General features: G+C 66.9%; 15 protein-coding genes. All 15 read left to right on the top strand.

The genetic code is table 11. The features are described from left to right. Positions 1 to 73: 73 nt before the first annotated feature. The 15 genes from glf to ACQEVO_RS29695 all read left to right on the top strand — a co-directional run bounded on the left by glf (position 74) and on the right by ACQEVO_RS29695 (position 25090). Positions 74 to 1303, top strand: coding sequence for a UDP-galactopyranose mutase (gene glf, locus ACQEVO_RS29765; RefSeq protein WP_432919739.1), 1230 nt, complete (start codon positions 74 to 76; stop codon positions 1301 to 1303). After that, positions 1300 to 3234 carry a glycosyltransferase gene (locus ACQEVO_RS29760; RefSeq protein ID WP_432919738.1) on the top strand — a complete coding sequence of 645 codons (1935 nt, stop codon included), beginning with the start codon at positions 1300 to 1302 and terminating at the stop codon, positions 3232 to 3234. The genes glf and ACQEVO_RS29760 overlap by 4 nt, the downstream gene beginning before the upstream one ends. A gap of 5 nt (positions 3235 to 3239) precedes the next feature. Continuing rightward, entirely contained in the window at positions 3240 to 3806 is a 567-nt protein-coding gene (locus tag ACQEVO_RS29755; protein WP_432919737.1) for a phosphatase PAP2 family protein, read from the top strand. Between the two features lies 1 nt (position 3807). Continuing rightward, positions 3808 to 4734, top strand: coding sequence for a decaprenyl-phosphate phosphoribosyltransferase (locus ACQEVO_RS29750; RefSeq protein ID WP_432919736.1), 927 nt, complete (start codon positions 3808 to 3810; stop codon positions 4732 to 4734). A 4-nt stretch (positions 4735 to 4738) separates the two neighbouring features. Then, the gene (gene zomB, locus ACQEVO_RS29745; RefSeq protein ID WP_432923164.1) at positions 4739 to 6688 is read left to right on the top strand and encodes a flagellar motor control protein ZomB; all 1950 of its coding nucleotides are present in this window, start codon (positions 4739 to 4741) and stop codon (positions 6686 to 6688) included. A 166-nt stretch (positions 6689 to 6854) separates the two neighbouring features. Beyond that, on the top strand, positions 6855 to 7949 hold the full coding sequence (locus ACQEVO_RS29740) for an alpha/beta hydrolase (protein WP_432919735.1): 1095 nt from the start codon (positions 6855 to 6857) through the stop codon (positions 7947 to 7949). Between the two features lie 275 nt (positions 7950 to 8224). Beyond that, on the top strand, positions 8225 to 9274 hold the full coding sequence (locus ACQEVO_RS29735; RefSeq protein ID WP_432919734.1) for an alpha/beta hydrolase: 1050 nt from the start codon (positions 8225 to 8227) through the stop codon (positions 9272 to 9274). Between the two features lie 442 nt (positions 9275 to 9716). Then, positions 9717 to 10739, top strand: coding sequence for an alpha/beta hydrolase (locus tag ACQEVO_RS29730; protein ID WP_432919733.1), 1023 nt, complete (start codon positions 9717 to 9719; stop codon positions 10737 to 10739). Positions 10740 to 10914: 175 nt separating this feature from the next. Continuing rightward, positions 10915 to 12768, top strand: a complete 1854-nt coding sequence (locus tag ACQEVO_RS29725) for an alpha/beta hydrolase-fold protein (protein ID WP_432919732.1) — start codon at positions 10915 to 10917, stop codon at positions 12766 to 12768. Between the two features lie 380 nt (positions 12769 to 13148). Next, the gene (locus tag ACQEVO_RS29720; RefSeq protein WP_432919731.1) at positions 13149 to 13679 is read left to right on the top strand and encodes a DUF732 domain-containing protein; all 531 of its coding nucleotides are present in this window, start codon (positions 13149 to 13151) and stop codon (positions 13677 to 13679) included. Positions 13680 to 13688: 9 nt separating this feature from the next. Then, complete coding sequence (locus tag ACQEVO_RS29715) at positions 13689 to 14678, top strand: cutinase family protein (protein ID WP_432919730.1); 990 nt, start codon at positions 13689 to 13691, stop codon at positions 14676 to 14678. 268 nt (positions 14679 to 14946) lie between these two features. Continuing rightward, complete coding sequence (locus ACQEVO_RS29710; RefSeq protein ID WP_432919729.1) at positions 14947 to 15966, top strand: LLM class F420-dependent oxidoreductase; 1020 nt, start codon at positions 14947 to 14949, stop codon at positions 15964 to 15966. 193 nt (positions 15967 to 16159) lie between these two features. Then, complete coding sequence (gene fadD32, locus ACQEVO_RS29705) at positions 16160 to 18070, top strand: long-chain-fatty-acid--AMP ligase FadD32 (protein ID WP_432919728.1); 1911 nt, start codon at positions 16160 to 16162, stop codon at positions 18068 to 18070. A 115-nt stretch (positions 18071 to 18185) separates the two neighbouring features. Continuing rightward, positions 18186 to 23549, top strand: coding sequence for a polyketide synthase Pks13 (gene pks13 / locus ACQEVO_RS29700; RefSeq protein ID WP_432919727.1), 5364 nt, complete (start codon positions 18186 to 18188; stop codon positions 23547 to 23549). Then, positions 23546 to 25090, top strand: coding sequence for an acyl-CoA carboxylase subunit beta (locus tag ACQEVO_RS29695; RefSeq protein ID WP_432919726.1), 1545 nt, complete (start codon positions 23546 to 23548; stop codon positions 25088 to 25090). The genes pks13 and ACQEVO_RS29695 overlap by 4 nt, the downstream gene beginning before the upstream one ends. Positions 25091 to 25095: the final 5 nt, after the last annotated feature.

Genomic DNA, 25095 nt, shown 5'->3' with positions numbered 1-25095 from the left:
CCCGACCAGCCGTTACGAACCCGGCCCCGATCCCGACTGGCGCCGGGAAACGCTTCCGATACGCTGGGCACCCGTGACCGCCGCATCGTCTCCGGGTAACTCAGATAACAACGCACAGTTCGACCTGATCGTCGTCGGCTCCGGATTCTTCGGGCTGACCGTCGCCGAGCGCAGCGCGAATTTACTCGGCAAGAGAGTCCTCGTGCTGGACCGCCGTCCGCATATCGGCGGTAACGCCTATTCGGAGCCCGAACCGGAAACCGGGATCGAAATCCACAAATATGGTGCGCACCTGTTCCATACCTCGAACAAGCGGGTCTGGGACTATGTCACCCAGTTCACCGAGTTCACCGGCTACCAGCACCGTGTTTTCGCCATGCACAAAGGCCAGGCCTATCAGTTCCCGATGGGGCTGGGACTGGTCTCGCAGTTCTTCGGCCGGTATTTCACCCCCGAAGAGGCGCGTGCGCTGATCGCCGAGCAGGCCGCCGAGATCGAGACCTCCGACGCGCAGAACCTCGAGGAAAAGGCCATCTCGCTGATCGGCCGCCCGCTCTACGAGGCCTTCGTCCGTGATTACACCGCCAAACAGTGGCAGACCGATCCCAAGGAACTGCCCGCCGGCAATATCACCCGGCTGCCGGTGCGCTACACCTTCGACAACCGCTACTTCAACGACACCTACGAGGGCTTGCCCAAGGAGGGTTACACGAAGTGGCTGGAGAACATGGCGGCCAGTGACCTGATCGAGGTCCGGGTGGACACCGACTGGTTCGACGTGCGCGACGAACTGCGCGCGCAGAACCCGGACGCCCCGGTCGTCTACACCGGCCCGCTGGACCGCTACTTCGACTACGCCGAGGGTGAGCTGGGCTGGCGCACGATCGACTTCGAAACCGAGGTCCTGCCGACCGGAGATTTCCAGGGCACGTCGGTGATGAACTACAACGACGCGGATCCGCCCTACACCCGCATCATCGAGCCCCGGCATTTCCATCCGGAGCGCGACTACCCGACGGACAAAACGGTCATCATGCGCGAGTACTCGCGTTTCGCCAAGACCGGCGACGAACCGTACTATCCGATCAACACCCCTGAGGACCGAGCCAAACTGACCGCGTATCGCGCGCTGGCCAAACAGGAGACCGCCACGGCGAAGGTCCTGTTCGGCGGCCGCCTCGGTACCTACCAGTACCTGGATATGCATATGGCCATCGCGAGTGCACTGAACATGTTCGACAATGTGCTGCGGCCGCATCTGGAGACGGGTGCACCGCTGGCCGAGGAGAACAACGACGTATGACCTCCGCATCACTGGCGCACAGCCCGTCCACGACCCGTGCGAAATCGCTCCTGCAACGAGTGATCCTGCCCCGCCCGGGTGAGCCGCTGGATGTGCGCACGCTCTACCTGGAAGAGTCGGCCACCAATGCGCGCCGCGCGCATGCCACCACCCGGACCTCGCTGTCGGTGGGCGCCGAATCCGAGGTGTCGTTCTGCACCTATTTCAACGCGCTGCCGGCCAGTTACTGGCGGCGCTGGAGCATGCTCGATTCGGTGGTGCTGCGGCTGGAGCTGGCCGGGCACGGGCGGGTCGATCTCTACCGCTCCAAGGCCGACGGGTCGCGGATCCACGTGCAGGGTGGTGAGTTCGCGGTCGCGGCGGGTGCCGAAACCGTCACCCTCGAACTGGAGACCGATTTCGGGCCGTTCGAGGACGGTGGCTGGCTCTGGTTCGATATCACCACCGATACCGCGGTGACGCTGGTGTCCGGCGGCTGGTACGCGCCGATCGAAGCGCCGGGTGAGGGCCGGATCGCGGTCGGTATGCCGACGTTCAACCGCCCCACCGATGCGGTGAAGACGCTGACCGCGCTCGGCGCCGACCCGCTGGTCCTGGCGCAGATCGACGCGGTGATCATCCCCGATCAGGGCACCCGCAAAGTGGTCGACGAACCCGGTTTCGAGGAGGCGGCCGCCGTACTGGGCGACCGGCTCGCCATTCACGACCAGCCGAATCTCGGCGGGTCCGGTGGCTACAGCCGGGTCATGTACGAGGCGCTGAAAACCACCAGCGCCGAATACATCGTCTACATGGACGACGATATCGAGATCGAACCCGATTCGATTCTGCGCGCCCTGGCCTTCGCCCGTTTCGCGAAATCCCCGGTGCTGGTCGGCGGCCAGATGCTCAACCTGCAGGAACGTTCGCATCTGCATGTGATGGGCGAGGTGGTGGACCGCAATATCTTCATGTGGTCGGCCGCGCCGAATGTCGAATACGACCACGATTTCGCGAAGTACCCGCTGCGCGACCGGGACAATTCGAAACTGCTGCACCGGCGTATCGACGGCGATTTCAACGGCTGGTGGACCTGTGTGATCCCGCGGCAGGTGGCCGAACAATTGGGGCAGCCGCTGCCGTTGTTCCTGAAATGGGACGACGTCGAATACGGTTTGCGGGCCCGCGAGGCCGGTTATCCGACGGTCACCCTGCCGGGGGCCGCGGTCTGGCATATGGCGTGGAGCGATAAGGACGACGCCATCGACTGGCAGGCGTATTTCCATCTGCGCAACCGCCTGGTGGTGGCCTCGCTGTACCAGCCGGGTAACGGGCGCGCGATGATCGCGCACACCGTCAAGGCGACCCTGAAACATCTGCTCTGCCTCGAATATTCGACGGTCGCCATCCAGAATCTCGCGATCCGCGATTTCCTGGCCGGCCCGCAGCGTCTGTTCGAACTGCTGCCGAGCGCGCTCGGCGCGGTGCACGAACTGCGCAAACAGTATCCGGACGCGGTGATCCTGCCGTCCTCGACCGAACTCCCGCTGGCCAGCGGGATCGGGGTGGGCGCGGTGGCCGAACCGGCCAACCCGATCGCCAAGATCGTGCGGCTCGGCAAAGGTGTGCTGAACAATCTGCGGCCGGCGCATCCGGAACATCACGAGCGCCCGCAGCTCAATGTGCCGACCCTGGACGCGCGCTGGTTCCTGCTCTCGCAGGTCGACGGGGTCACCGTCACCACCGCCGACGGGCGCGGGGTGGTGTACCGGAAGCGGGATCCGCGGCAGGCCTACGGGCTGCTGCGGGAGGCGCTGCGGTTGCGTAAGGAACTCGCCGACCGGATGCCGGAGATGCGGCAGCGGTACCGGGCCGCGCATGCCGAACTCACCGGGACGGCCGCCTGGGAGAAGGTTTTCGGTATCGACAGCAAGGCGGAGTCCGAACGGTGAATGCGATGAACCCGAGCCTGCAGGACACGACCGCGGGCAGCGTCCCGCCGGAAGTGAAGATCATCGAGGCCGTCCAGGGGGCTATCGCGACGCCCGCGGTGGTGTCCGCGGCCCGCGGAATGTCGCATTTCGGGGAGCACGCGCTGGGCTGGGTCGCGATCGCCGCGGCCGGTGCGCTGGCCGACAAGCCCCGCCGGCGGCAATGGGCCGGGGTCGCGGTCGGCGCCGTGGGTGCGCACGCCGCTTCCATCGTGATCAAGCGCGTCGTTCGCAGGCCCCGCCCGCATGCGCCATCGGTGCAGGTCAACGTGGGTACGCCGAGCAAACTCAGCTTCCCCTCCTCGCATGCGACCTCGACAACGGCGGCGGCGGTGCTGCTCGGAAAATTGACCGGGCTACCCTTGCCTGCGGTGCTCGTACCGCCGATGTTGCTGTCCAGGGTCGTTCTCGGGGTGCACTACCCCTCCGATGTGATCGCCGGTTCCGCGCTCGGCGCCGCGTCCGCCGCCGTCCTGCTCGCCGCCGAAAAGAGACTCGACAGTGACCGTACAAGACGAAAAGGCGCTGCCTGATATGAGTGAAGAGCCCACCGGCGCCGATCTGGCCGAAGCCGAGGTCAAGGGCCCGCCCAAAACGCTGGTCGGCGGTCTGATCAAGGCCGCCCGCCCGCGGCAGTGGGTGAAGAACGTCCTGGTACTGGCCGCGCCCATGGCGGCGGGGTCGGTCACCGATCTGGACGTGCTCGGCAGTGTCGCGATCGCCTTCGTGGTCTTCTGCATGGCGGCCTCGGGCATCTACCTGGTCAACGACGCGATGGACGTCGAGGCCGACCGGGCGCATCCCACCAAGCGGTTCCGTCCGATCGCGGCCGGTGTGGTTCCGGTGAACCTGGCCTTCGCGCTGGCGGCGGTGCTGCTGGTGGGTTCGGTGGGCCTCTCCTTCCTGGCGAACTGGCAGCTGGCCGTCACCATCGGGGTGTACGTCGGTATTCAGCTGGCCTACTGCTTCGGGCTCAAACATCAGGCCGTTCTGGACATCTGCATCGTGTCCTCGGGCTTCCTGCTCCGCGCGATCGCCGGCGGCGTGGCCTCCGGAATCCCGCTGTCGCAGTGGTTCCTGCTGATCATGGCTTTCGGTTCGCTGTTCATGGCGGCCGGTAAGCGGTACGCCGAACTGCAGCTGGCCCTTTCGACCGGGGCAAAGATTCGCAAATCGCTGGAGTACTACACCCCCACCTACCTACGATTCACGTGGAGCCTGGCTGCCACCGCGGTCGTGGTCTTCTACGGACTGTGGGCATTCGAACAGGGTGAGGTCAAAGACAACGAGTGGTTCGCCTTCTCGATGGTCCCGTTCACCATCGCCATCCTGCGGTACGCCGTGGATGTCGACGGTGGCGAGGCCGGCGAGCCGGAAGAGATCGCCTTCGGAGACCGCGTCCTGCAGTTGCTCGCCATTGCCTGGATCGGAGCGGTAGGTGTCGCTGTCTATCTCTTCTGACGAGATTGCGGTAGCGGAAACTGAAAAGACCGGCGAGCGGGCTGCCTCGGAGCAGCCTCGCTCGTCGGCGCGTTCGTCCCGGCTACCGCGTGCGGTATTCGCCGGGGGAATCGTGGTGACCCTCGCGCTGCTGGCCTACGGCGGCTGGCAGCGCCGCTGGATCGCCGACGACGGTCTCATCGTGCTGCGTACCGTGCGCAACCTGCTGGCCGGCAACGGCCCGGTGTTCAACGCGGGCGAGCGCGTGGAGACCAACACCAGCACGGCCTGGACCTACATCGTCTGGTTTTTCAGCTGGCTCACCCAGGCCCGGCTGGAGTACGTCGTCCTGGGTGTGGCCCTGACGCTTTCGGTGCTGGCGCTGCTTTTCGCCATGCTCGGCACCGGGAAACTGTGGGGGCCGGCGACATCGACCCTGCTGATCCCGGCCGGTGCCCTCGCCTATATCGCCGTGCCCCCTGCCCGTGACTATGCGACCTCCGGCCTGGAGAATTGCCTGGTCATCTGCTGGCTGGGATTGCTGTGGCTGCTGTTGGTCCGCTGGAGCAAGGCCGAACGTCCCGGTGTGCCGGGGCTGCTGGGCCTGGCGTTCCTGGCCGGGCTGGCACCGCTGATCCGGCCGGAGATGGCGGTGGTCGGCGGCCTGGCGCTGCTGATGATCTTCATCGCCCCGATGCCCGCCTCCCGGTTGCGGCCGTGGCTGCTGCGCGGACTGATCGTCGCGGTGGCCGGTTTCGTACCGCTGTGCTACCAGGTCTGGCGGATGGGCTACTACGGGCTGCCGTACCCGAACACCGCGGTCGCGAAGGATGCGGGCGGCGCCAAATGGGGGCAGGGTTTCACCTATCTCTGGGATCTCGCGGGTCCGTACTACCTCTACGTGCCGCTGGCGATTCTGCTGATCGCGGGGCTGGTCGCGGCCCGGGTGTATCACACCGAGCCGGTCGTGGTGGACCCCGCCGCGGAGCAGGACTCCACGCGGGAGCGGTCCGGCCGGGCCCGGCGGCTGCGCGAATGGCTGCGGACACCGGCCGCGGTGGTCACGCTGGTGCTGGGCGCCGCGGTGATCCTCACCGTCTACGCGTTGCGCGTCGGTGGCGATTTCATGCACGGCCGGATGCTGCTGCCGCAGCTGTTCCTGTTCCTGCTGCCGGTGGCGGTGCTGCCGCTGCGGTTGCCCGACGGCGGTGTACGGGCCTTGACGCGCCGGGACGCACCGGCTTTCGCGCTGCTGGTGGTCGCGCTGGTGGGCACCGTGGCGTGGGCGCTGCTGGCCTCCGGTACCACCGCGATCAAAACCGGTACCAAGATCAACAAGTCGGGGATCGTGGACGAGCGCATCTACTACGTGCTCAACACCGGCCACGATCACCCGATCCGCGCCGAGGACTACCTCGACTACGCGCGGATGCGGCCCATGGTGGAGGCCATCGAGCAAACCCCCGACGGCGGGCTCCTGCTGAATTCGCCGTCGTTCATGTTCTGGTACGTGGCACCGCCGCCGGTTCCGATCCCGCCGGGTGGCGCCGGGCATACGGTCTACTTCCTCAACCTGGGTATGACCAGCATGAACGTCCCGCTCGACGTCCGGGTGATCGATCCGATGGGTCTGGCCTTCCCACTGGCCGCGCACACCGAACGGCTCACCGACGGGCGTATCGGCCACGACAAGAGCCTCTACCCCGACTGGGTGATCGTGGAAACCGGCATGGTGGACCGCAAACCGTGGCTGCCCTGGTATATGGACGAGGACTGGGTGCAACAGGCCCACGTCGCCATGTCCTGCCCGCAGACCCACGCGCTGATGCTTTCCTACAAGGGCCCGTTGACGTTCGAGCGCTTCAAGCACAACCTGTTGCACGCGTTCGATTTCGCGTCCTACCGCATCGATCGGGTACCGGAGTATGAGATTCAACGCTGTGGCCTGGTCGATCCGGTGCCACCGGTGCGCTGATCTGCCCGTTCTCTGATAGCTTTTCGGCACTGCGGTTTTCCCCGCGTGTTCTCGGCGGGCAACGGGTACCGCGTCGGGCTATGGTGCTCGCGTCAGTCCCCGATGAAATGCGGAGACCGGTGGTGGACCATGCGATCGACTGGTCGCACGACGGAGGGTGGGAGCAATGCGAGGCGTTATCGGCCGCGGTCGACGGACCGGCCACCCGGCACGGAAGCTGGGTGACCGGCTCAAACGTGCCGCCCTACTGTCCCTGGCGCTGCTGCTGCCGGCCGCCGGAGTCTCGGTCGCCGGACCGGACGCACCCGCTGCCGCCCGGTTCGATCCCGGTTTCGGGTTCGACTTCTGGGTCGATTCGCAGATGGGCCCGATCAAATCGCGGATCTTCCGCGCCGCCGACGGGAACACCGGGCGGGTCGTCTACGCGCTGGACGGGATGCGCGCCCGCGACGATCTCAGCGGCTGGGAGATCGATACCGACGTCGCCCGGGAACTGACCAAATGGAATATCAACGTGGTCATGCCGGTCGGCGGCCGCTCCAGCTTCTACGCCGATTGGAACGCGCCGAGCAACTTCTTCGGACTGGGCAGCTCCGGTAGCGCCGGTGGTGCCACCGGGTCGGCCGCGGATTCGGGATCCGGGCTGGCGTCGGGTTCGGCGGCCGGTCTGGGCCGGTCCAGCACGTACAAATGGGAAACCTTCCTGACCCGTGACCTGCGCTGGGCATTGCGCGACCGGCTCGGTTTCAACCCCAACGGCAACGGCGTGTTCGGGCTGTCCATGGGCGGTAGCGCGGCCCTCGCCCTGGCCGCCTACCACCCGGATCAGTTCCGCTACGCGGCTTCGTATTCCGGCTATCTGAACGTGTCCGCACCCGGTATGCGCGAGGCGCTGCGGGTCGCGATGCTGGATGCCGGCGGGTTCAACATCGATGCGATGGCGCCGCCGTGGAGCCCGCAGTGGCTGCGGATGGACCCGTTCGTGTTCGCGCCGATGCTGCGTGCCCACAACACCCGGCTGTGGATCTCGGCGGGCAGCGGGTTGCCCGCGGCAGCCGACGGGCTGGATGTGAACACCGTCAACGCCATGGCGCTGGAATCGCTGGCGCTGGTCAACACCAGGGCCTTCCAGGCCCGGATGTTGTCGCTGGGCGCGCATAACGTCACCTACGACTTCCCGGCCGTCGGGGTCCACAACTGGCGGTACTGGACCGACGAGGTGTACCGGATGATCCCGGATCTGTCGGCGAATATCGGCTGATCTGCCGGGTGCGCGGCGCGCATTGCGGAAACATTGCGGTCGCGCGGGATGCGGGCATCCGGCAACGAAAATGCATCCGCGCCACGCGAGTTGCCTATGACCTGCGCCACTATCTGGCAACATGGACCCCTATCTGGTCGATTGATACACCAGGAGCAGGTATCCAGATAACGGCTTCCGTGTCCGTTGGTAGCCGTCGTCTATGTATCCGATATGGGGCCGGTAACGTAGCTCGTGATTTGCTGTCCGGCTGTCCAGGCGAAAGGTCCAGTCGAATGCGAAGTGCGCGAAGGCTCAGATCGGTACGACCCCGGCGCCGGGGCGGTCGATGGGTACTGGCGATCACCGTGGCACTGCTCGCGCCCCTCGCGGTGGCGCTCTCCGATACGGGCGCCCCGGCCCAGGCGGCACCCAACCCGCGGGGATTCGATTTCGTGGTGAACTCCCCGGAGATGGGCCCGATCCGGTCCAGGATCTTCCGGGCCAAGGACGGCAACACCAACCGCGTCGTCTACGCGCTGGACGGTATGCGCGCCCCCGAAACCCATAGCGGCTGGGAGTTCGACACCAATGTCGCCGACGCGCTCACCGACTGGAATATCAACGTCGTCATGCCGGTCGGCGGTATGTCGAGCTTCTACGCCGACTGGAATGCGCCGAGTTCCTTCTTCGGGGCGCCGCCCACCGGCTCGTCCTCGGGTTCGGGCGCGCTGAACGTGATATCCGAGGGTCCCGGCAAAAGCTATCGCTACGCCTGGGAAACGTTCATCAACCAGCATTTGCGCTGGGCATTGCGCGATCGGCTCGGTTTCAACCCCTACCGCAACGGTGTATTCGGATTGTCGATGGGCGGCAGCGGTGCCCTCACCCTGGCCGCTTATCACCCGGATCAGTTCAGTTTCGCGGGTTCCTACTCCGGCTATCTGAACATCTCCGCGCCCGGTATGCGCGAAGCCCTCCGGCTGGCCATGATCGACGCCGGCGGATACAACGTGGACTCGATGGCACCGCCCTGGGGGCCGCAATGGCTGCGGATGGATCCGTTCGTCTTCGCGCCGCTGCTGCGCGACCACAACACCAGGCTCTGGATATCCGCCGGTAGCGCGCTTCCCGCGCCGGCCGACGGCTTCAACGGCAATACCGTCAACGGGATGGCGCTCGAGGCGCTGGCCCTGGCGAATACCCGGTCGTTCCAGCTGCGGATGATGTCGCTGGGTGCGAACAATGTCACCTATTCGTTCCCCGCCACCGGTATCCACGCGTGGACGTACTGGGAAGCCGAAGTGCATCGGATGATTCCGGATTTGTCGGCGAATATCGGATAACCCGCGGTGGCAGGGCCCCGGCAACGGGGTCCCGCGACCACAGCAGTGTGCCCGCCACCCGGAGTTCTCCGGTGGCGGGCACACTGCTGTCGATACGAATTCGCCTCTGGTTGGTATTCCGTTACACATGCCCGGTCAGCGGGCGATTTCGATAACGGGAGAATATCGCGGCCCACCGAGACATCAACGCCGCGGCAAGGTATCGTCACGGGGCGATCACAGACGTTCTCGCGGCGCATTTCGGTCATCCGATCAGCACGGCCTTGCTCGAGCCCGATCGGGTCGAATAAGGTCCAGCGAGCACATCTGTGACCAGATCGTTGTAGCGCTGTCGGCCAAAGGGTTGGTCGGGACCGGCCGCCGGCGCCGCCGAGGAGAAACGGGGTGTGGTCCGCGCAGCGGTGGCGGAGCACACCACAACAGCAGAAAGAGAGCAGAATTCATGCGTTTCGGCAGGGCAGCCGGCCCGAAGAGAGAGACGGGGCGGTCACGGGCACCTCGCGGTTGGCGTAACCGGATTCTGGCTATCGGTGCGGCTGCGCTCGCACTACCGGTCGCCGCGGGTATCGCGGCGCCGACCGCCGTGGCCTCGCCGGCGGCGTCCCCGGTGCATCGCGCCGGCCTGGAGGAGCTGATGGTTCCCTCCAGCATGGGCCCGATCAAGGTTCAGGTGCAGTGGGCGGCGCGCGGCGGCAACGCCGGCCTCTACCTGCTCGACGGTCTGCGCGCCCGCGAAGACCGTAACGCCTGGTCGTTCGAGACCAATGCGCTCGAGCAGTTCGCGAACGACAACATCTCGCTGATCATGCCGGTCGGCGGGCAGTCGAGCTTCTACGCCGACTGGTACGCCCCCAGCAACACCAACGGCCAGAAGTTCACCTACAAGTGGGAAACGTTCCTGACCAAGGAGCTTCCCGCGTTCCTCGAGGGTCACGGCGTCTCGCGTACCAACAACGCGATCGCGGGCCTGTCGATGGGTGGCAGCGCCGCGCTGGCCCTGGCCGCCTACCACCGCGACCAGTTCCGGTCGGCGGCCGCCTACTCCGGCTACCTGAACATCTCGGCGCCGGGTATGCGGGAAGCCATCCGCATCGCGATGCTCGACGCGGGCCGCTTCAACGTGGACTCGATGGCCGCCCCGTGGAGCCCGCAGTGGCTGCGGATGGACCCGTTCGTCTTCGCGCCGCAGCTGCGCGGCCTGCCGATGTACATCTCGGCGGCCAGCGGCCTGCCCGGCCCGTACGACAAGCCGGCCTCCGCGATCGGCGCGTTCAACACCGGTAACGCCATGGCTCTGGAAGCACTCTCCCTGGTGAACACCCGGGCGTTCCAGGCGCGGCTGAAGACGCTGGGTATCAACGCCCACTTCGACTTCCCGAACGTGGGCACCCACTCCTGGAAGTACTGGGAAGGCCAGCTCTTCGCCTCCCGCAAGATGTTCCTGGATTCCACCAACGGCTGGTGATCGAACCCTATGCTGATCGGTTGCCGCTGAACCGATAGCACCGCGCAACGGCGCCACTTGCTTCCTATCGAAGCAGGTGGCGCCGTTCGTCTTTCCATGCCATGCCGGGGATCAACCGGTTTGCTCCTCAGCGCGTCTACCGGGTATCCGGGCCCGGCGGCGGTACAAACAGTGTGTGGCAGCGAAGAAACGCGCAGCAGGGGGGACAACCGGCCGGCCCGGTAGCCGCGCCCGGCGCGGACTCGCCGTCCTGGCGGCCGCCCTGGTGCTGCCGTTCGCCGCCGCACAGGCCCCGGCACCGGCGCAGCCCACCGCGGCAGCAGCGCCGGCGACGATCCGCAATATCGTCTGGCATTCCGACCGGCACGTCGCGGTATGGGTGAACTCGCCCGCCATGGGCGCCCCGATCCAGGTGCGGCTGCTGCTGGCGCGCGACTGGAACACTCAGCCGGACGCGAAGTTCCCGGTGCTGTACATGCTCGACGGGCTGCGCGCCACCGACGACGACAGCGGCTGGATCAAAGAGACCGGCGCCGTCGATTTCTTCGCGGACAAGAACGTGACCGTGGTGCTGCCGGTCGGTGGCCAGGCGAGTTTCTACTCGGACTGGCTGGAACCCAACAACGGCAAGAACTACAAATGGGAAACCTTCCTCACCAAGGAACTTCCCCCGTTGCTGGAAAGCCAATGGCGGGCCACCGGCACCCGCGGGATCGCCGGACTGTCGATGGGCGGTACCGCCGCCATGTTCCTGTCCGCCCGCAACACCGATTTCGCGAAATACGCGGCCTCCTACTCCGGATTCCTGACCACCACGAGTACGGGTATGCCGCAGGCGATCCGGCTCGCGATGGCCGATGCGGGCGGTTTCGACGCCGCGGCGATGTGGGGGCCGCCCGGCAGCCCGCAGTGGGAAGAACACGATCCGCTGTATCTGGCCGACCGCCTGAAAGGTAAATCCCTCTATATATCGAGCGGCACCGGCGCCTCCGGTAAGCACGACGAAGGCTCGGAGATACCGGGCGTGAGCACCAATATGTTCGGAATGGGTCTGGAGACGCTGGCCCTGATCACCTCCCAGAATTTCATTCGCAAACTCGACGAACTGCAGATACCCGCCACCGTCAAGTACCGTTCCGCCGGTACCCACACCTGGCCGTACTGGGATTTCGAAATGCGCCAGTCCTGGCCGCAGGCCGCCACCGCGCTCGGCGTCTCCGCCACGAAACCGCCCTGCGCGGCCGGTGGTGACATCGGGGCCGTGGCCGCCGGCAACGGCTGGCTCGGCGACTGCCTCACGGGCGAATACCGGGTGCCCGGCGGAATCGCCCAGGATTTCCGGCGCGGCCGCGTTTTCTACACACCGGAAGGCGGTGCCCATCCGGTGGCCGGCCGGATCGGTGGCGGGTACCAGGCCGCGGCCGGACCGCACGGCGCGCTCGGGATGCCGGTCGGCGCCGAGATCCCGCTGCCGGACGGGCGGGGTCGATATCAGGCATTCCAGCACGGATCGCTGTACTGGACGCCGGAGACCGGCGCGCAGGTGGTGCGCGGGGCGATTCTGGCGGAGTGGGGACGCCAGGGTTACGAGGGCGGCCCGGCCAGATATCCGGTGGGCCCGGAGGTGAAGACGCCGAACCGTGACGGTGCGGTGCAATCCTTCGAAGGCGGCCCGTTCTATTTCAGCCCGGCCACCGGAGCGCACCGTGTGGAAGGTCTCATCCTCGGCAAATACGCCGAACTGGGCTTCGAGAACAGCTGGCTGGGCTTCCCGGTGGGTCCGGAGCTCCCGCTGAAGGATTTCGGCCGGTTCAGCGGATTCGAAGGGGGCAATATCTACTGGAGCCCGCTCTCGGGAGCCTGGGCCGTCCGCAACGGCCCGATCATGGACGCCTGGCGCGACGCCGGATTCGAGAACGGCCGGTTGGGTTTCCCGATCAGCGACGAGTTCGCCATTCCTGGTGGAATACAACAAAACTTCCAACACGGGTCGGTTACTGTCCGAGACAACCGCGTCGAGGTGCGCTGACACCTCGAGCTGTACGGGACCGCGGCGGCGCCCAGTCCTACGAGGCCCGCGGAGGTTCGCATAACCCCGGAACCGAACGTGACCACGGCGGTGCCGAGTCTTACGAGGCCCTGAGAGGTTTTGGCCCGTCCCTGCTGTCAGTGCTCGATGCGATGCGGCGCAGCCGCGAGTGTCGAGTGCTGACAGCAGGGACTCAGGGGGCCAAAACCAGCGCGCCGGAGGCGCGCAAAAAGACACAGTATTACCCTCGGGGGTCGCGGCCCGCGTTACGCGCTGGGCCCGGGACGTAACGTTACGGTCAACCCATGGGTCTGCGGCGCCTGATCTCGGGCCGCCGTGGACATGCGCGCAACTGCGCGCCGGAACACAGGATGGAATGTATGTATCGGACCCGAGGCACGTTGCTCGGTGTGGTGGCGGCCGTGGCGGCCGCCGGACTGCTCGCCGGCTGCGGTGACGAGGAATCGACCGCGACCAGCACCCCGACCTTGTCGACCCCGGCCGCCGCACCGTCCGCGAGCTCGGCACCGGCGCCGGCGCCCGAGGCCGAGAGCCCCGCCCCGGAGGCGGCCCCGGCGCCCGAGGAGACCGCACCGGAGGAGCCGCCGGCCGAACCCGAGCGCCCCGCGCCGGTACCGCCGCAGGAAACCGAGACCGGCCAGCTCGGGCCCAAGGAACAGACCTATATCGACGAGCTCGCGAAACAGGGCGTTACGCCGTCCAGCCCGGATATCGCGCTGAGTATCGGTGCGTATGTGTGCAACGGGGTGGCACAGGGCGAACCGGATGCGAGCCTGCTCACCTGGGTGACCGCGATGGCCGGGTCGGACGCGACGTTCGATCCGGCGAAGATGCCGGTCGAACAGGCGGGGCAGATCTACATCAATACCGCGAAAGCGCACTACTGCTAGTGGCTGCCGGTGAGTAGGGGACGTAGCGGAGCTCGGCGGTCGCGGTCGGCAGGGTGTCTGACACTGCTGGCACTCGGGGTGGCCGGGCTCGTCATCGTGGTGTTGCTCTGGTACCTGCTGGCGGGCTGCCTGCGGGAGCCGGAACCGCCCGGGCCGGGGCCCGGGCCGGAGGAGCCGACCAGTCAGCCGGCGAGCTGCCCGGATGTGCAGATGATCTCGGTGCCCGGGACGTGGGAGTCCAACAGCAACGACGACCCGTACAACCCGACGGCGAACCCGGCCTCGCTCATGCTGAACGTCAGCAATCCGGTGCGGGAACAGTTCCCGGACCAGCGGGTGGATGTGTACACCGTCCCCTACGTCGCGCAGTTCTCCAACCCCGTGGCGTTCCCGCCGGACGGGCAGGCCTCCTACAACGTTTCGCGTACCGAGGGTATGCGGCGGACCTTCGATTTCCTCACCCAGCGGCACGAGGAATGCCCGCTCACCACCTATGTGATCGCCGGGTTCTCGCAGGGCGCGGTGATCGCCGGGGATATCGCCGAGCAGATCGGCAAGGGCAACGGCCCGGTTCCGGCCGAACGGGTGCTCGGGGTGACGTTGATCGCGGACGGCCGCCGGTCCGGTGAGCCCGGCCCGGGTCAGCCGATCCAGGTGGGGACCCCGCCGCCCGGGATCGGCGCGGAGGTCGCGCTGGGCGGTTTGACCGTGCCGGGAATCACGATGACGGGTCCACGCACAGAAGGCTTCGGTGATCTGGCCGACCGGGTGTACACGATCTGCGCGCCGGGCGATCTGATCTGCGACGCACCGCGCAATGCGCTCAGTCCGGGCAATATCCTCGGCAGCCTGGGCACGCTGGCGCAGGCCGTCGGGAATCCGGTGCACAGCCTCTACCACGGGTTCGTGGTCGACGAGAACGGCACCACGGCGACCCAGTGGGCCGCTCAGTGGGCGATCGGCCTGGTGGAGAACGCACCGGCACCGCCGCATTCCTGATACCTGCCCGCGAATGCGACCGATGCGGCCGAGCGGTACCGGCTCAGACACTCGCGGCCGGTGTCGCGTATGCGACGGAAGCGTGTCGTGCCTGGTAGTGCGCAATTTCGCTGGTGCCGCTCGGTATCGGCGGCGCGTTGTGACAATTCACCGCACGCAGCGTGTTCCCTCACCCGCAGCACGCTGTAAAGTGCGCTGGTGATCGCGCGTCCCGGCCCTGCGCCGGCCGGGATACGCAGTGACTTCCGATAGCCAGGAGCATGAGTTCATGACAGAAGCCGCCGCACCGGTGGATGAGTTGAGCGCGCTGGGCACTCCGTTGCGAAAGTTCCGCTTCGCGGCCGCGGGCGAAGGGAACAAGCAGGAAGGCGGCGCCCGCAAGTTCATCCAGACGGCGCAGCAGGCCGAGGAGTACGGCTACGACACCTTCGTGGTACCGGACCATCTCGGTGACCAGATCGGTCCGATCGCCGCTCTCGGTGCGCTGTCGCAGGCCACCGAGAAGATCCGCCTCGGCACCTCCGTGCTGGCCAACGGGTTCCGCCATCCGGTGGTGCTGGCCAAGGATCTGGCCACCATCGATGTGCTGTCGAAGGGCCGGCTCGAGGTGGGTATCGGCGCCGGCTGGAAGGCCGACGAATTCGCCGCCGCCGGGCTGGACTACGACCGGCCGGGGATCCGGCTCGCGAAACTCGACGAGACGCTCACCATTCTCGACGTGCTGCTACGCGGGCAGGAATGCACGTTCGAGGGCAAGTACTACCAGGTGCGCGGTATCAAGGGCACGCCGCGGCCGCGCCAGGGCCCGCGCCCGCCGCTGTGTACCGGCGGTGGTGGCCCGCGGATGCTGAAGCTGGCCGCCAAGCACGCCGACATCATCTCGGTGGTGCCGGTCACCACGCCGCAGGGCAAAGGCCTGCTCTCCGGGATCACCCTCGAGAAGACCGTCGAGAAGGTGAATCTGATCAAGGAGGCCGCGGGCGACCGGTTCTCCCAGATCGAGCTGAACTGGGCGATCACCGCGATCGTGATCACCGACGATCGGGAGAAGACGGCGGAGATGGCGCTGTCGGCGCTGGACCGCGGCCTGCATCCGGATCTCGAGGTGGATATCCAGCTGACCGTCGAGCAGCTGCTGAATTCGCCGTATGTGGCGATCGGCACGTTCGAGGAGATCGCCGATCAGGTGCGCCGGGTGCGTCAGCTCACCGGTATGTCCTACGTCGGGATCTATCCGACCCAGATGGACGCGTTCGCCCCGGTGATTCCCCTGCTCCGGGAGGAGTGAGAAGCTCATCTCTGTAACATGTCTCTGGTTTGAGACCATCTAGCCGATAGCGGTCACCGCGCAGACCGCACCCCAGAACCCGCGGGTGAACAGTTCTCGTTGCGAGAGCACCGCGGCGAATGCGAGTCGGGGCCCACACACTGAATAACGGTTATCGTGCCGTTGCCGCGTGCGCCTCGGAGGAGAAGAAGGAATGGACGAGACTTTCGACGACTACCTGGACGAGAACGGGAATATCACGATTCCCGATGATCGCACCCTGGTCGACCACGTCGAGATGCACACCCGCAACGACGCGAACACCTTGGCGTACCGCTACATCGACTATTCGCGCGAACGCGATGGTGAGGTACACGAGCTCACGTGGCAACAGTTCGGGGTCCGGCTGCGCGCGGTGGCCGGCCGACTGCAGCAGGTCACCAAACCCGGTGACCGGGTGGCGGTACTCGCGCCGCAGGGGCTGGACTATGTGATCTCCTTCTTCGCCGCCATCTACGCGGGCACGATCGCGGTGCCGCTGTTCGATCCCGACGAGCCCGGTCATACCGACCGGTTGCACGCGGTGCTAGGCGACTGCGAACCGTCGGCCATCCTCACCGCCAGCTCGTCCGCGGCGGGGGTGCGCCAGTTCTTCCGTTCGCTCCCCGCCGCCCAGCGCCCGCGCATCATCGCGGTGGACGCTATTCCCGACAGTGTCGGGGAGAGCTGGGTGCGCCCGGATATCGCCGTGGACGATATCGCCTACCTGCAGTACACCTCGGGTTCCACCCGGACCCCGGCCGGTGTGGAGATCACCCACCGCGGCGTCGGCACCAACCTGCTGCAGATGGTCGACGCCATCAATCTGGACTGGAATTCGCGCGGTGTCACCTGGCTGCCGCTGTTCCACGATATGGGTCTGCTGACCGTGATCCTGCCCGCCGTGGGCGGCAAGTTCATCACCATCATGTCGCCGGCCTCGTTCGTCCGCCGCCCGTACCGCTGGATCAAGGAACTCGCCGCCGCCTCCGACGGCGCGGGCACCTTCGCGGCGGCCCCGAACTTCGCTTTCGAGCACGCCGCGGTGCGCGGGCTGCCGAAGAACGGTGAATCGCTGGACCTGTCCAATGTGATCGGCCTGATCAACGGCAGCGAACCGGTGACCACCTCGTCGATGAAGAAGTTCAACGACGCGTTCGCCCCGTACGGCCTGCCGAAGACCGCCATCAAACCGTGCTACGGCATGGCCGAGGCCACGCTGTTCGTTTCGGCGACCAAATCCGAGGACGAGGCCAAGGTCACCTACGTCGACCGGCACGAACTCAACGCCGGGCGCATGGTGAAGGTCGACCCGGGTGCCGAGAATGCGATCGCCCAGGTGAGCTGTGGTTATGTCGCCCGCTCGCAGTGGGCCGTGATCGTGGATCCCGAGTCGATCGATGCCGCGCCGCGCGAACAGCCCGACGGGCACGTCGGCGAGATCTGGCTGCACGGCAACAACATGGGTATCGGGTACTGGGGCCGCGAGGACGAGACCAACGCGACATTCCGGAACAAGGTCGCCGAGCGGCTGCCCGAAGGCAGCCATGCCGAAGGTGCGGCGCAGGACGCGAACTGGATGCGCACCGGCGACTACGGCGTGTACTTCGACGGCGAGCTCTACATCACCGGCCGGGTGAAGGATCTGGTGATCGTCGACGGCCGCAACCACTACCCGCAGGATCTCGAATTCTCCGCGCAGGAGGCCAGCAGTGCGCTGCGGCCCGGATTCATCGCGGCGTTCTCGGTGCCGGCCAACCAGTTGCCCGCCGAGGTGTTCGCGCAGGGCAGCCATTCCGGCCTGAAATTCGATGCCGACGATGCGTCCGAACAGCTCGTCGTCGTCGCCGAGCGGGGACCGGGCGCGGGTAAGGCCGATCCGCTGCCCATCGCGGACGCGGTCCGGGCGGCGATCTCGCAGCGCCACGGCGTGACGGTCCGGGATCTGCTGCTGGTGCCCGCGGGCTCGATTCCGCGTACGTCGAGCGGGAAGATCGCGCGGCGCGCCTGCAAGGCGGCTTATATCGAGGGCACGCTGCGCGGTGGTTACACGCAGCAGGCCTTCCCCGATGCACCGGAGGAATGAGTCCGCTCACGGCGGTGTCGGCGTGGACACCGCGGCGCCGGCGGTCGCCGTCCACCCATCCCTGCGATGCAGGCTGTTGCCAGGCACCGCATACAGACAGGTAGCTTGAGGACTGATGGCTGATAACGAGGGTACGTCGCCGGAACCGACCGAGAATCTTCCCGCCGGGCAGGAGGGCGGCGCCGGGACGGGCGCCGAGCCCACGGCCGCGGCAGGCGCCGAGCGCACCGAGATATCGGTGGCGGAACTGCGGGAGTGGTTGCGCAACTGGGTCGCCGAGGCCACCGGGCAGTCGGTGGACAAGATCACTGTCGATCGGCCGATGGAGGAGTTCGGTCTCGCCTCGCGCGATGCGCTGGCCCTCGGCGGCGATATCGAGGACCGCACCGGTGTGATCCTCGACCCCACCATCATCTATCAGCATCCGACCATCGCCTCGCTGGCCGAGGTGATCGTGAACGGCCCGCCGGAGAGCACGCTCGAGGCGCTCGACGACCAGTTCTACACCGCCGGATTCGCGCCGGGCGACGCGCACGATATCGCGATCGTGGGCTTGTCGACCCGGCTGCCCGGTGCGGGCGATACCCCGGAATCGACCTGGGAATTCCTGATCAACGGCGGCGACGCCATCCGCGAGCTTCCCGAAGGCCGCTGGGCGGAATTCCTGAGTGAACCGCAGGTGGCGCAGGCCGTGGCGGAGGGCAACACCCGCGGCGGATATCTGGACCAGAACGTCGTCACCGATTTCGACGCCGAATTCTTCGCCATGTCGCCGATCGAGGTCGAGCGGATCGACCCGCAGCAGCGGCTGATGATGGAGCTCACCTGGGAAGCGCTCGAGCATGCGCATATCCCGGCCAGTGACCTGCGCGGGGAATCGGTGGGTGTTTTCATCGGTACATCGACCAGCGATTTCCAGCTGGTCGCGGCGATGAGCCTCGGTGATACCGATCCGAATGTCCCGGCTTCGGCGGAGGGCTACAAGATCACGGGCAGTGCTTCCAGCATCATCGCCAACCGCCTGTCGTATTTCTACGACTTCCGCGGTCCCTCGGTGGCGGTGGATACCGCCTGCTCCTCGACCCTGGTCGCGGTGCACCAGGCAGTACAGGCGCTGCGCGCCGGTGACGCCGACGTCGCGCTGGCCGGTGGGGTGAACATGCTGCTCATGCCGATGATCACGCTCGGCTTCGACAAGATCGGCGCGGTCGCGAAGGACGGCCGGATCAAGGCGTTCTCGTCCGATGCCGACGGAATGGTCCGGTCCGAGGGCGCCGGCCTGGTGGTGCTCAAACGGCTCGCCGACGCCGAACGCGACGGTGACAACATTCTCGCGGTGGTCAAGGGTTCGGCGGTCAACAGCGACGGCCGGTCCAACGGGCTCATCGCCCCCAACCCCGAGGCCCAGGCCGATGTCCTGCGCCGCGCCTACCGCGATGCGGGAATCGTGCCCTCCACCGTCGATTACATCGAGGCGCACGGCACCGGCACCCTGGTCGGTGATCCGATCGAGGCGCAGGCGCTCGGCCGGGTGGTCGGCGCCGGTCGCGCGGCGGAGACGCCCGCGCTGCTTGGCTCGGCGAAGACCAACTTCGGGCATCTGGAATCCGGCGCGGGCGCCGCGAGCCTGGCCAAGGTGATCATGGCGTTCCAGAACGACGTGATCCCGCCCAATATCAACTACGCCGGACCGAATCCGTACATCCCGTTCGAGCAGGCCCGGCTGAAGGTCGTCGAGGAACCCACGCCGTTCCCGCGCTACAGCGGCACCGCGACCGTCGGTATCTCCGGTTTCGGGTTCGGCGGAACCAACGCGCATGTGGTGGTCCAGGAGTACGTGCCTCCCGTCGCCGCGGCCGAAACGCCTGTCGACAGTTCGGCGGAGACCGGTGAACTAGATCTGGAGACCACCGATGTGGTGGCGGAAGCCGAAGCAGTCACCGCGGAGGCCGCGCCCGAACCCGAATGGTCGGCCGAACGCGCCGAACCGCTGCCGGTGATCCTGGCCGTCTCCGCCTATCTGCCCTCACGTCGCCGCCGCGCCGCCGCCGATCTGGCCGACTGGCTGGAAAGCGAAGCGGGGCAGCGGACTCCGCTCACCGATGTTGCCCGGGCGCTGGCCAAACGCAGCCACTGGCGGTCCCGCGGGGTCGTACTCGCGAAGGATCACGCCGAAGCAGTGGCCGGGCTGCGGGCGATCGCCGCGGGCAAACCCGGGGCCGGGGTGTTCACCGCCGACGCACCTGCGGCCGAGGGGCCGATGTGGGTGATGGCCGGTTTCGGGGCCCAGCACCGGAAGATGGGCAAACAGCTCTATCTGGAGAACTCGATCTTCCGGCGCACCGTCGACGAGGTCGACGAACTCGTCCAGGACGAGGCCGGCTACTCGGTGCGCGAGATGATGCTCGACGACGCCCAGGACTGGGATATCGGCACGTCACAGGTCGGCACCTTCACCATTCAGCTGGGACTCGCCGCGCTGCTGCGCGCCCACGGGGCCGAACCCACCGCGGTGGTCGGTCATTCCCAGGGTGAAGTGGCCGGGGCGTACATCAGCGGCGGGTTGCCGCTGGAGGACGCCGTCCGGGTGATCTGCGCGCGCTCCCGCCTGATGCGCGAGGGCGAGGAGATGCTCACCGACGACGATGTCCGCAATATGGCGCTGGTGGAATTGAGCGCCGAGGATGTCGCCGCGATGCTGCCGGATTATCCCGATATCGAGGTCGCCGTGTACGCGGCGCCGACCAACACCGTGATCGGTGGTCCGGTGGATCAGGTCGCGGCGATCGTCGCGAAGGTCGAGGAAGCCGGGAAATTCGCCCGTGTCCTGCAGACCAAGGGCGCCGGGCACACCTCGCAGATGGATCCGCTGCTGGGCGAACTCGCCGCCGAACTGGCCGGGATCGAGCCGACGAAACCGACGGTCGGGCTGTACTCCACGGTCGACAAGGAGCAGTACTACGCACCCGGGCACGACCCGGTGCACACCGAGGCCTACTGGGTGAAGAACATGCGGCACAGCGTGTACTTCACGAACGCGATCAGGCGCGCGGTCGACGCCGGGATCACCACCTTCCTCGAGCTGGCCCCGAATTCGGTGGCGCTCATGCAGGTACTCGGCACCACGTTCGCCGCCGGTCTGCACGACGCCCAGCTGATTCCGACGCTCAAACGCAAAGAAGACGAATCCGCCGCGGTGATCACCTCGCTGGCGCAGCTGTACGTGCACGGGCACGCGGTGGACCTGGCTTCGCTGCTGCCGGCCGGACCGTACGCCGATATCCCGCGCACGGCGTTCGTCCGTAAGCACTACTGGCCCAAGGTGACACCGCTGTCCACCGGCGGCAGCGCCCGGGTTCCGGGCGCCTCCGTCGCGCTGCCCGACGGCCGGCACGTCTGGGAGGTCCAGGCGGCGGCGGTCGACGAACTGCCGGCGCTGGTGCGCTCGGCGGCCGCGCAGGTACTGACCGATGTGAATCTGGGTGCGAGTGTCGCCCACGCCCCGCTACCCGCGACCGGGACGTTGACCACCACGCTCACCCCGCATCCGGGTGGCGCGTCGGTGCAGGTGCATGCCCGGGAAGGCGCGCAGTTCCGGTTGCTGTTCGACGCGGTGATCACCTCCGGCGCCGCCCAACCCGCTCCGGTCGAAACTGCCGCCGTCGCACCGGTGGTCACGGCGGAACCCGAGGTACTCGACGCGGTGGACACCGCCGGTTTCGGCGAGCGCTGGAACCCGGACAGCGGCCAGACCGTCGAGGAGCGACTGGCACTGATCGTCGCCGAATCGATGGGCTACGCGGTCGAGGATCTGCCGATGGAGATCCCGCTCATGGAGCTCGGGCTGGATTCGCTGATGGCGATGCGGATCAAGAACCGGGTCGAATACGAATTCGATATTCCGCAACTGCAGGTCTCCGCGGTACGCGATGCCAGCCTGCACGAGGTCGGCAAGGTGCTGCGCTACGCGATCGAGCACCGCGACGAGGTGCGGGAGATGGCGGAGAAGCAGGCCGCCGGCGAATCCGGTGCCCTCAATGTGGACGATAGTTTCGTCGAGGCGGCGAAAGCGGCCATGGAGTCGGGTCAGGACCCGGTCGCGGCGCTGAACCAGGCGACGGCCGGCAACGCGGCCGCCGCCACCGAGCCGGCAACGGGCAACCCGGCGGCACGGTTGGAAACTGCTCCGGCCGCTACGGATTCGGGTACCGGCAGTCCTGCTGGTACGGCGGACTCCACTGCGGTCACGAACGGGCCGAAAGCCGGCGGGGCCACTACGGAAACGGACTCCGCGCGCAGCGCCGACCAGCCGGCCGCGGCGAAACCCGCCCCGGCCGCGGGCGCGGCGGTCTTCGGTGGCGGCGCCGCCGGTTCCACGGACGAGGAGAACGTTCCGCCACGTGACGCCGCGGAACGGCTCACCTACGCGTCCTGGGCGATGGTCACCGGTGAATCCGCCGGCGGCATCTTCAACACCCTGCCGATCCTCGACGAGGACACCGCCGAGAAGCTGGCCGAGCGGCTCACCGAGCGGGTGGGCGCGGAGATCACCGTCGACGATGTGCTCGATTGCGAAACCATCGAACAGCTTGCCGATATCGTGCGCACACTGCAGGACAGCGGTGCCGATGTGGACGGGTTCGTTCGAGCGCTGCGGGTGCGACCCGAGGGTGCGCAGGCTGTCCCGGTGTTCGTCTTCCACCCCTCCGGTGGCAACACCCTCGTGTACGAGCCGCTGTTGAAGCGGCTGCCGGCCGATACCCCCATGTACGGCTTCGAACGCGTCGAAGGCTCGATCGAAGAGCGGGCCCGGCAGTACGTGCCCGAGCTGCGCAAACTGCAGGGTGATGGGCCGTATGTGCTGTACGGCTGGTCGTTGGGCGCGGTCCTCGCCATGGCGGTCGCGCAGGTGTTGCGTGGCGAGGGCGCCGATGTGCGGGTCGTGGGACTGATCGACCTCGCCATCCCGAGCGAGCCCCAGGACAACAGTCCCGAGGAGAGCTTGCGACGGATGGAGCGCTACCAGGCCTTCGCGCAGAAGACCTACGGCGTCCAGGGCGAATTGGATCCCGACCAGTTGCGTGAGCTGGCCGACGCCACCCCGGAAGAACAATTCGAGATGGTGTCCAGCCTCATCAAGATGACGGGGGCCAAGATTCCCGGCGGTGTCATCGAACACCAGCGCACCTCCTGGATCGAGAACCAGGCGCTACAGCAGGTACGACCCAGCCACTACGACGGTGATGTCGTGCTCTACCTCGCCGATCGCTACCACGACGGCATGATCGAGCTGGAGCCCCGGTTCGCCGAGCGGCTGCCCAACGGCGGCTGGGACGATTACCTGCCCAACCTGGAGGTCGTGCATATCCCCGGCGATCACCTGCAGATCATCGACGAGCCCAGGATCGGGAAAATCGGCGCGGACCTCACCGCTAAACTCGCTCGGATCGACTCATCGGGCGTGAAAGGGAGCAAGTGAGCACTACCGCCGAAAAACTCGCCGACCTGCGCAAGAGACTCGAGCTCGCCCAGGAACCGGCGGGCGAAGCCGGCGTGGCGAAGCGGGCGCGTAAGGGGATACCCAGCGCTCGCGACCGGATCAATATGCTGCTCGACCCGGGCAGTTTCGTGGAGATCGGCGCGCTGGTGCGCCGGCCCGGTGATCCGGCCGCGCTGTACGGGGACGGTGTGGTGACCGGGCACGGCACGGTCGACGGGCGGCCGGTGGCGGTGTTCTCCCACGATCAGACCGTGTACGGCGGGTCGGTGGGTGAGATGTTCGGCCGGAAGGTCGCCGCCATCATGGAGTACGCCGCGAAGGTCGGCTGCCCGATGATCGGGATCAACGATTCCGGTGGCGCGCGGGTGCAGGAGGCGGTTTCGTCGCTGGCCTGGTACGCCGAGCTGAGTACCCGGCAGGAACCGCTGTCGGGGATGGTGCCGACGATTTCGATGATCCTCGGCAACTGCGCCGGTGGTGCGGTGTATTCGCCGATCAACACCGATGTCGTGGTGGCCGTGGAATCGGCGCATATGTTCGTCACCGGGCCGAAGGTGATCCGTGAGGTCACCGGCGAGGATGTGAGCCTCGAGGAACTCGGCGGCGCGCACGCGCAGGCCCAATACGGCAATATCCACCACATCGCCAAGGACGAGGCCGCGGCGTTCGCCTGGGTGCGCGAGTACCTGTCGTATATGCCGACCAGCTGCCAGGAGCAGCCGCCGGTCATCAATCCCGGGCTGGAACCGGAGATCACCGACAGTGACCGCGAGCTGAATTCGATCGTCCCGGATTCGGACAACGCCGCTTACGATATGCACGACATTCTGCTGCGCATCTTCGACGACGGCCATTTCCACGAATACGGCGCCGAAGCCGGGAAGAACATCATCACCGGTTTCGCCCGGGTCGACGGCCGCAGCGTGGGCGTGGTGGCCAACCAGCCGCAGGTGTACGCCGGGGCCCTGGACGCGCGTGCCTCGGACAAGGCCTCGCATTTCATCCGGCTCTGCGATGCCTACGAGATCCCGCTGGTGCTGGTGGTCGATACTCCCGGGTTCATGCCCGGCGTGGAACAGGAGAAGATCGGCGTCATCAAACGCGGCGGCCGTTTCCTGTTCGCCTTCGTGGAGGCGACCGTGCCGAAGGTGACCGTTGTGGTGCGTAAGGCCTACGGCGGCGGTTACGCCGTGATGGGGTCCAAACAGTGCGGTGCCGATGTGAACCTGGCCTGGCCGACGGCCCGGATCGCCGTGATGGGCGCGGAGAGCGCGGTGAGCCTGATCGGCGCGGCGCAGATCGCCGCCGCGCCGGAGGACCAGAAGGCCGCCGTCCGGCAGCAGCTGGTCGATTTCTACAACGCCACCGTGGCCACGCCGTGGGTTGCTGCCGAACGCGGTTTCATCGATGCGGTGATCGAGCCGGCGCAGACCCGGCTGGAGCTGCGCCGCGCGCTACACCTGCTGCGCGACAAGACGGTGATCCGCAACCCGCGCAAACATCACCTGCTGCCGCTGTGAGTCTT

Source organism: Nocardia sp. CA-290969 (assembly GCF_050936135.1).
In the GTDB taxonomy this organism is placed as follows: domain Bacteria; phylum Actinomycetota; class Actinomycetes; order Mycobacteriales; family Mycobacteriaceae; genus Nocardia.
This window is presented reverse-complemented; position numbering and strand designations above follow the sequence as displayed.

What these genes read in the sequence shown, in the direction of transcription:
- ACQEVO_RS29750 (WP_432919736.1), top strand. Translation starts at nt 3,808, where the DNA reads ATGAGTGAAGAGCCCACCGGCGCCGATCTGGCCGAAGCCGAGGTCAAG.
- fadD32 (WP_432919728.1), top strand. Translation starts at nt 16,160, where the DNA reads ATGGACGAGACTTTCGACGACTACCTGGACGAGAACGGGAATATCACG.
- pks13 (WP_432919727.1), top strand. Translation starts at nt 18,186, where the DNA reads ATGGCTGATAACGAGGGTACGTCGCCGGAACCGACCGAGAATCTTCCC.
- ACQEVO_RS29730 (WP_432919733.1), top strand. Translation starts at nt 9,717, where the DNA reads ATGCGTTTCGGCAGGGCAGCCGGCCCGAAGAGAGAGACGGGGCGGTCA.
- ACQEVO_RS29740 (WP_432919735.1), top strand. Translation starts at nt 6,855, where the DNA reads ATGCGAGGCGTTATCGGCCGCGGTCGACGGACCGGCCACCCGGCACGG.
- ACQEVO_RS29710 (WP_432919729.1), top strand. Translation starts at nt 14,947, where the DNA reads ATGACAGAAGCCGCCGCACCGGTGGATGAGTTGAGCGCGCTGGGCACT.
- ACQEVO_RS29720 (WP_432919731.1), top strand. Translation starts at nt 13,149, where the DNA reads ATGTATCGGACCCGAGGCACGTTGCTCGGTGTGGTGGCGGCCGTGGCG.
- ACQEVO_RS29760 (WP_432919738.1), top strand. Translation starts at nt 1,300, where the DNA reads ATGACCTCCGCATCACTGGCGCACAGCCCGTCCACGACCCGTGCGAAA.
- ACQEVO_RS29735 (WP_432919734.1), top strand. Translation starts at nt 8,225, where the DNA reads ATGCGAAGTGCGCGAAGGCTCAGATCGGTACGACCCCGGCGCCGGGGC.
- ACQEVO_RS29755 (WP_432919737.1), top strand. Translation starts at nt 3,240, where the DNA reads ATGAACCCGAGCCTGCAGGACACGACCGCGGGCAGCGTCCCGCCGGAA.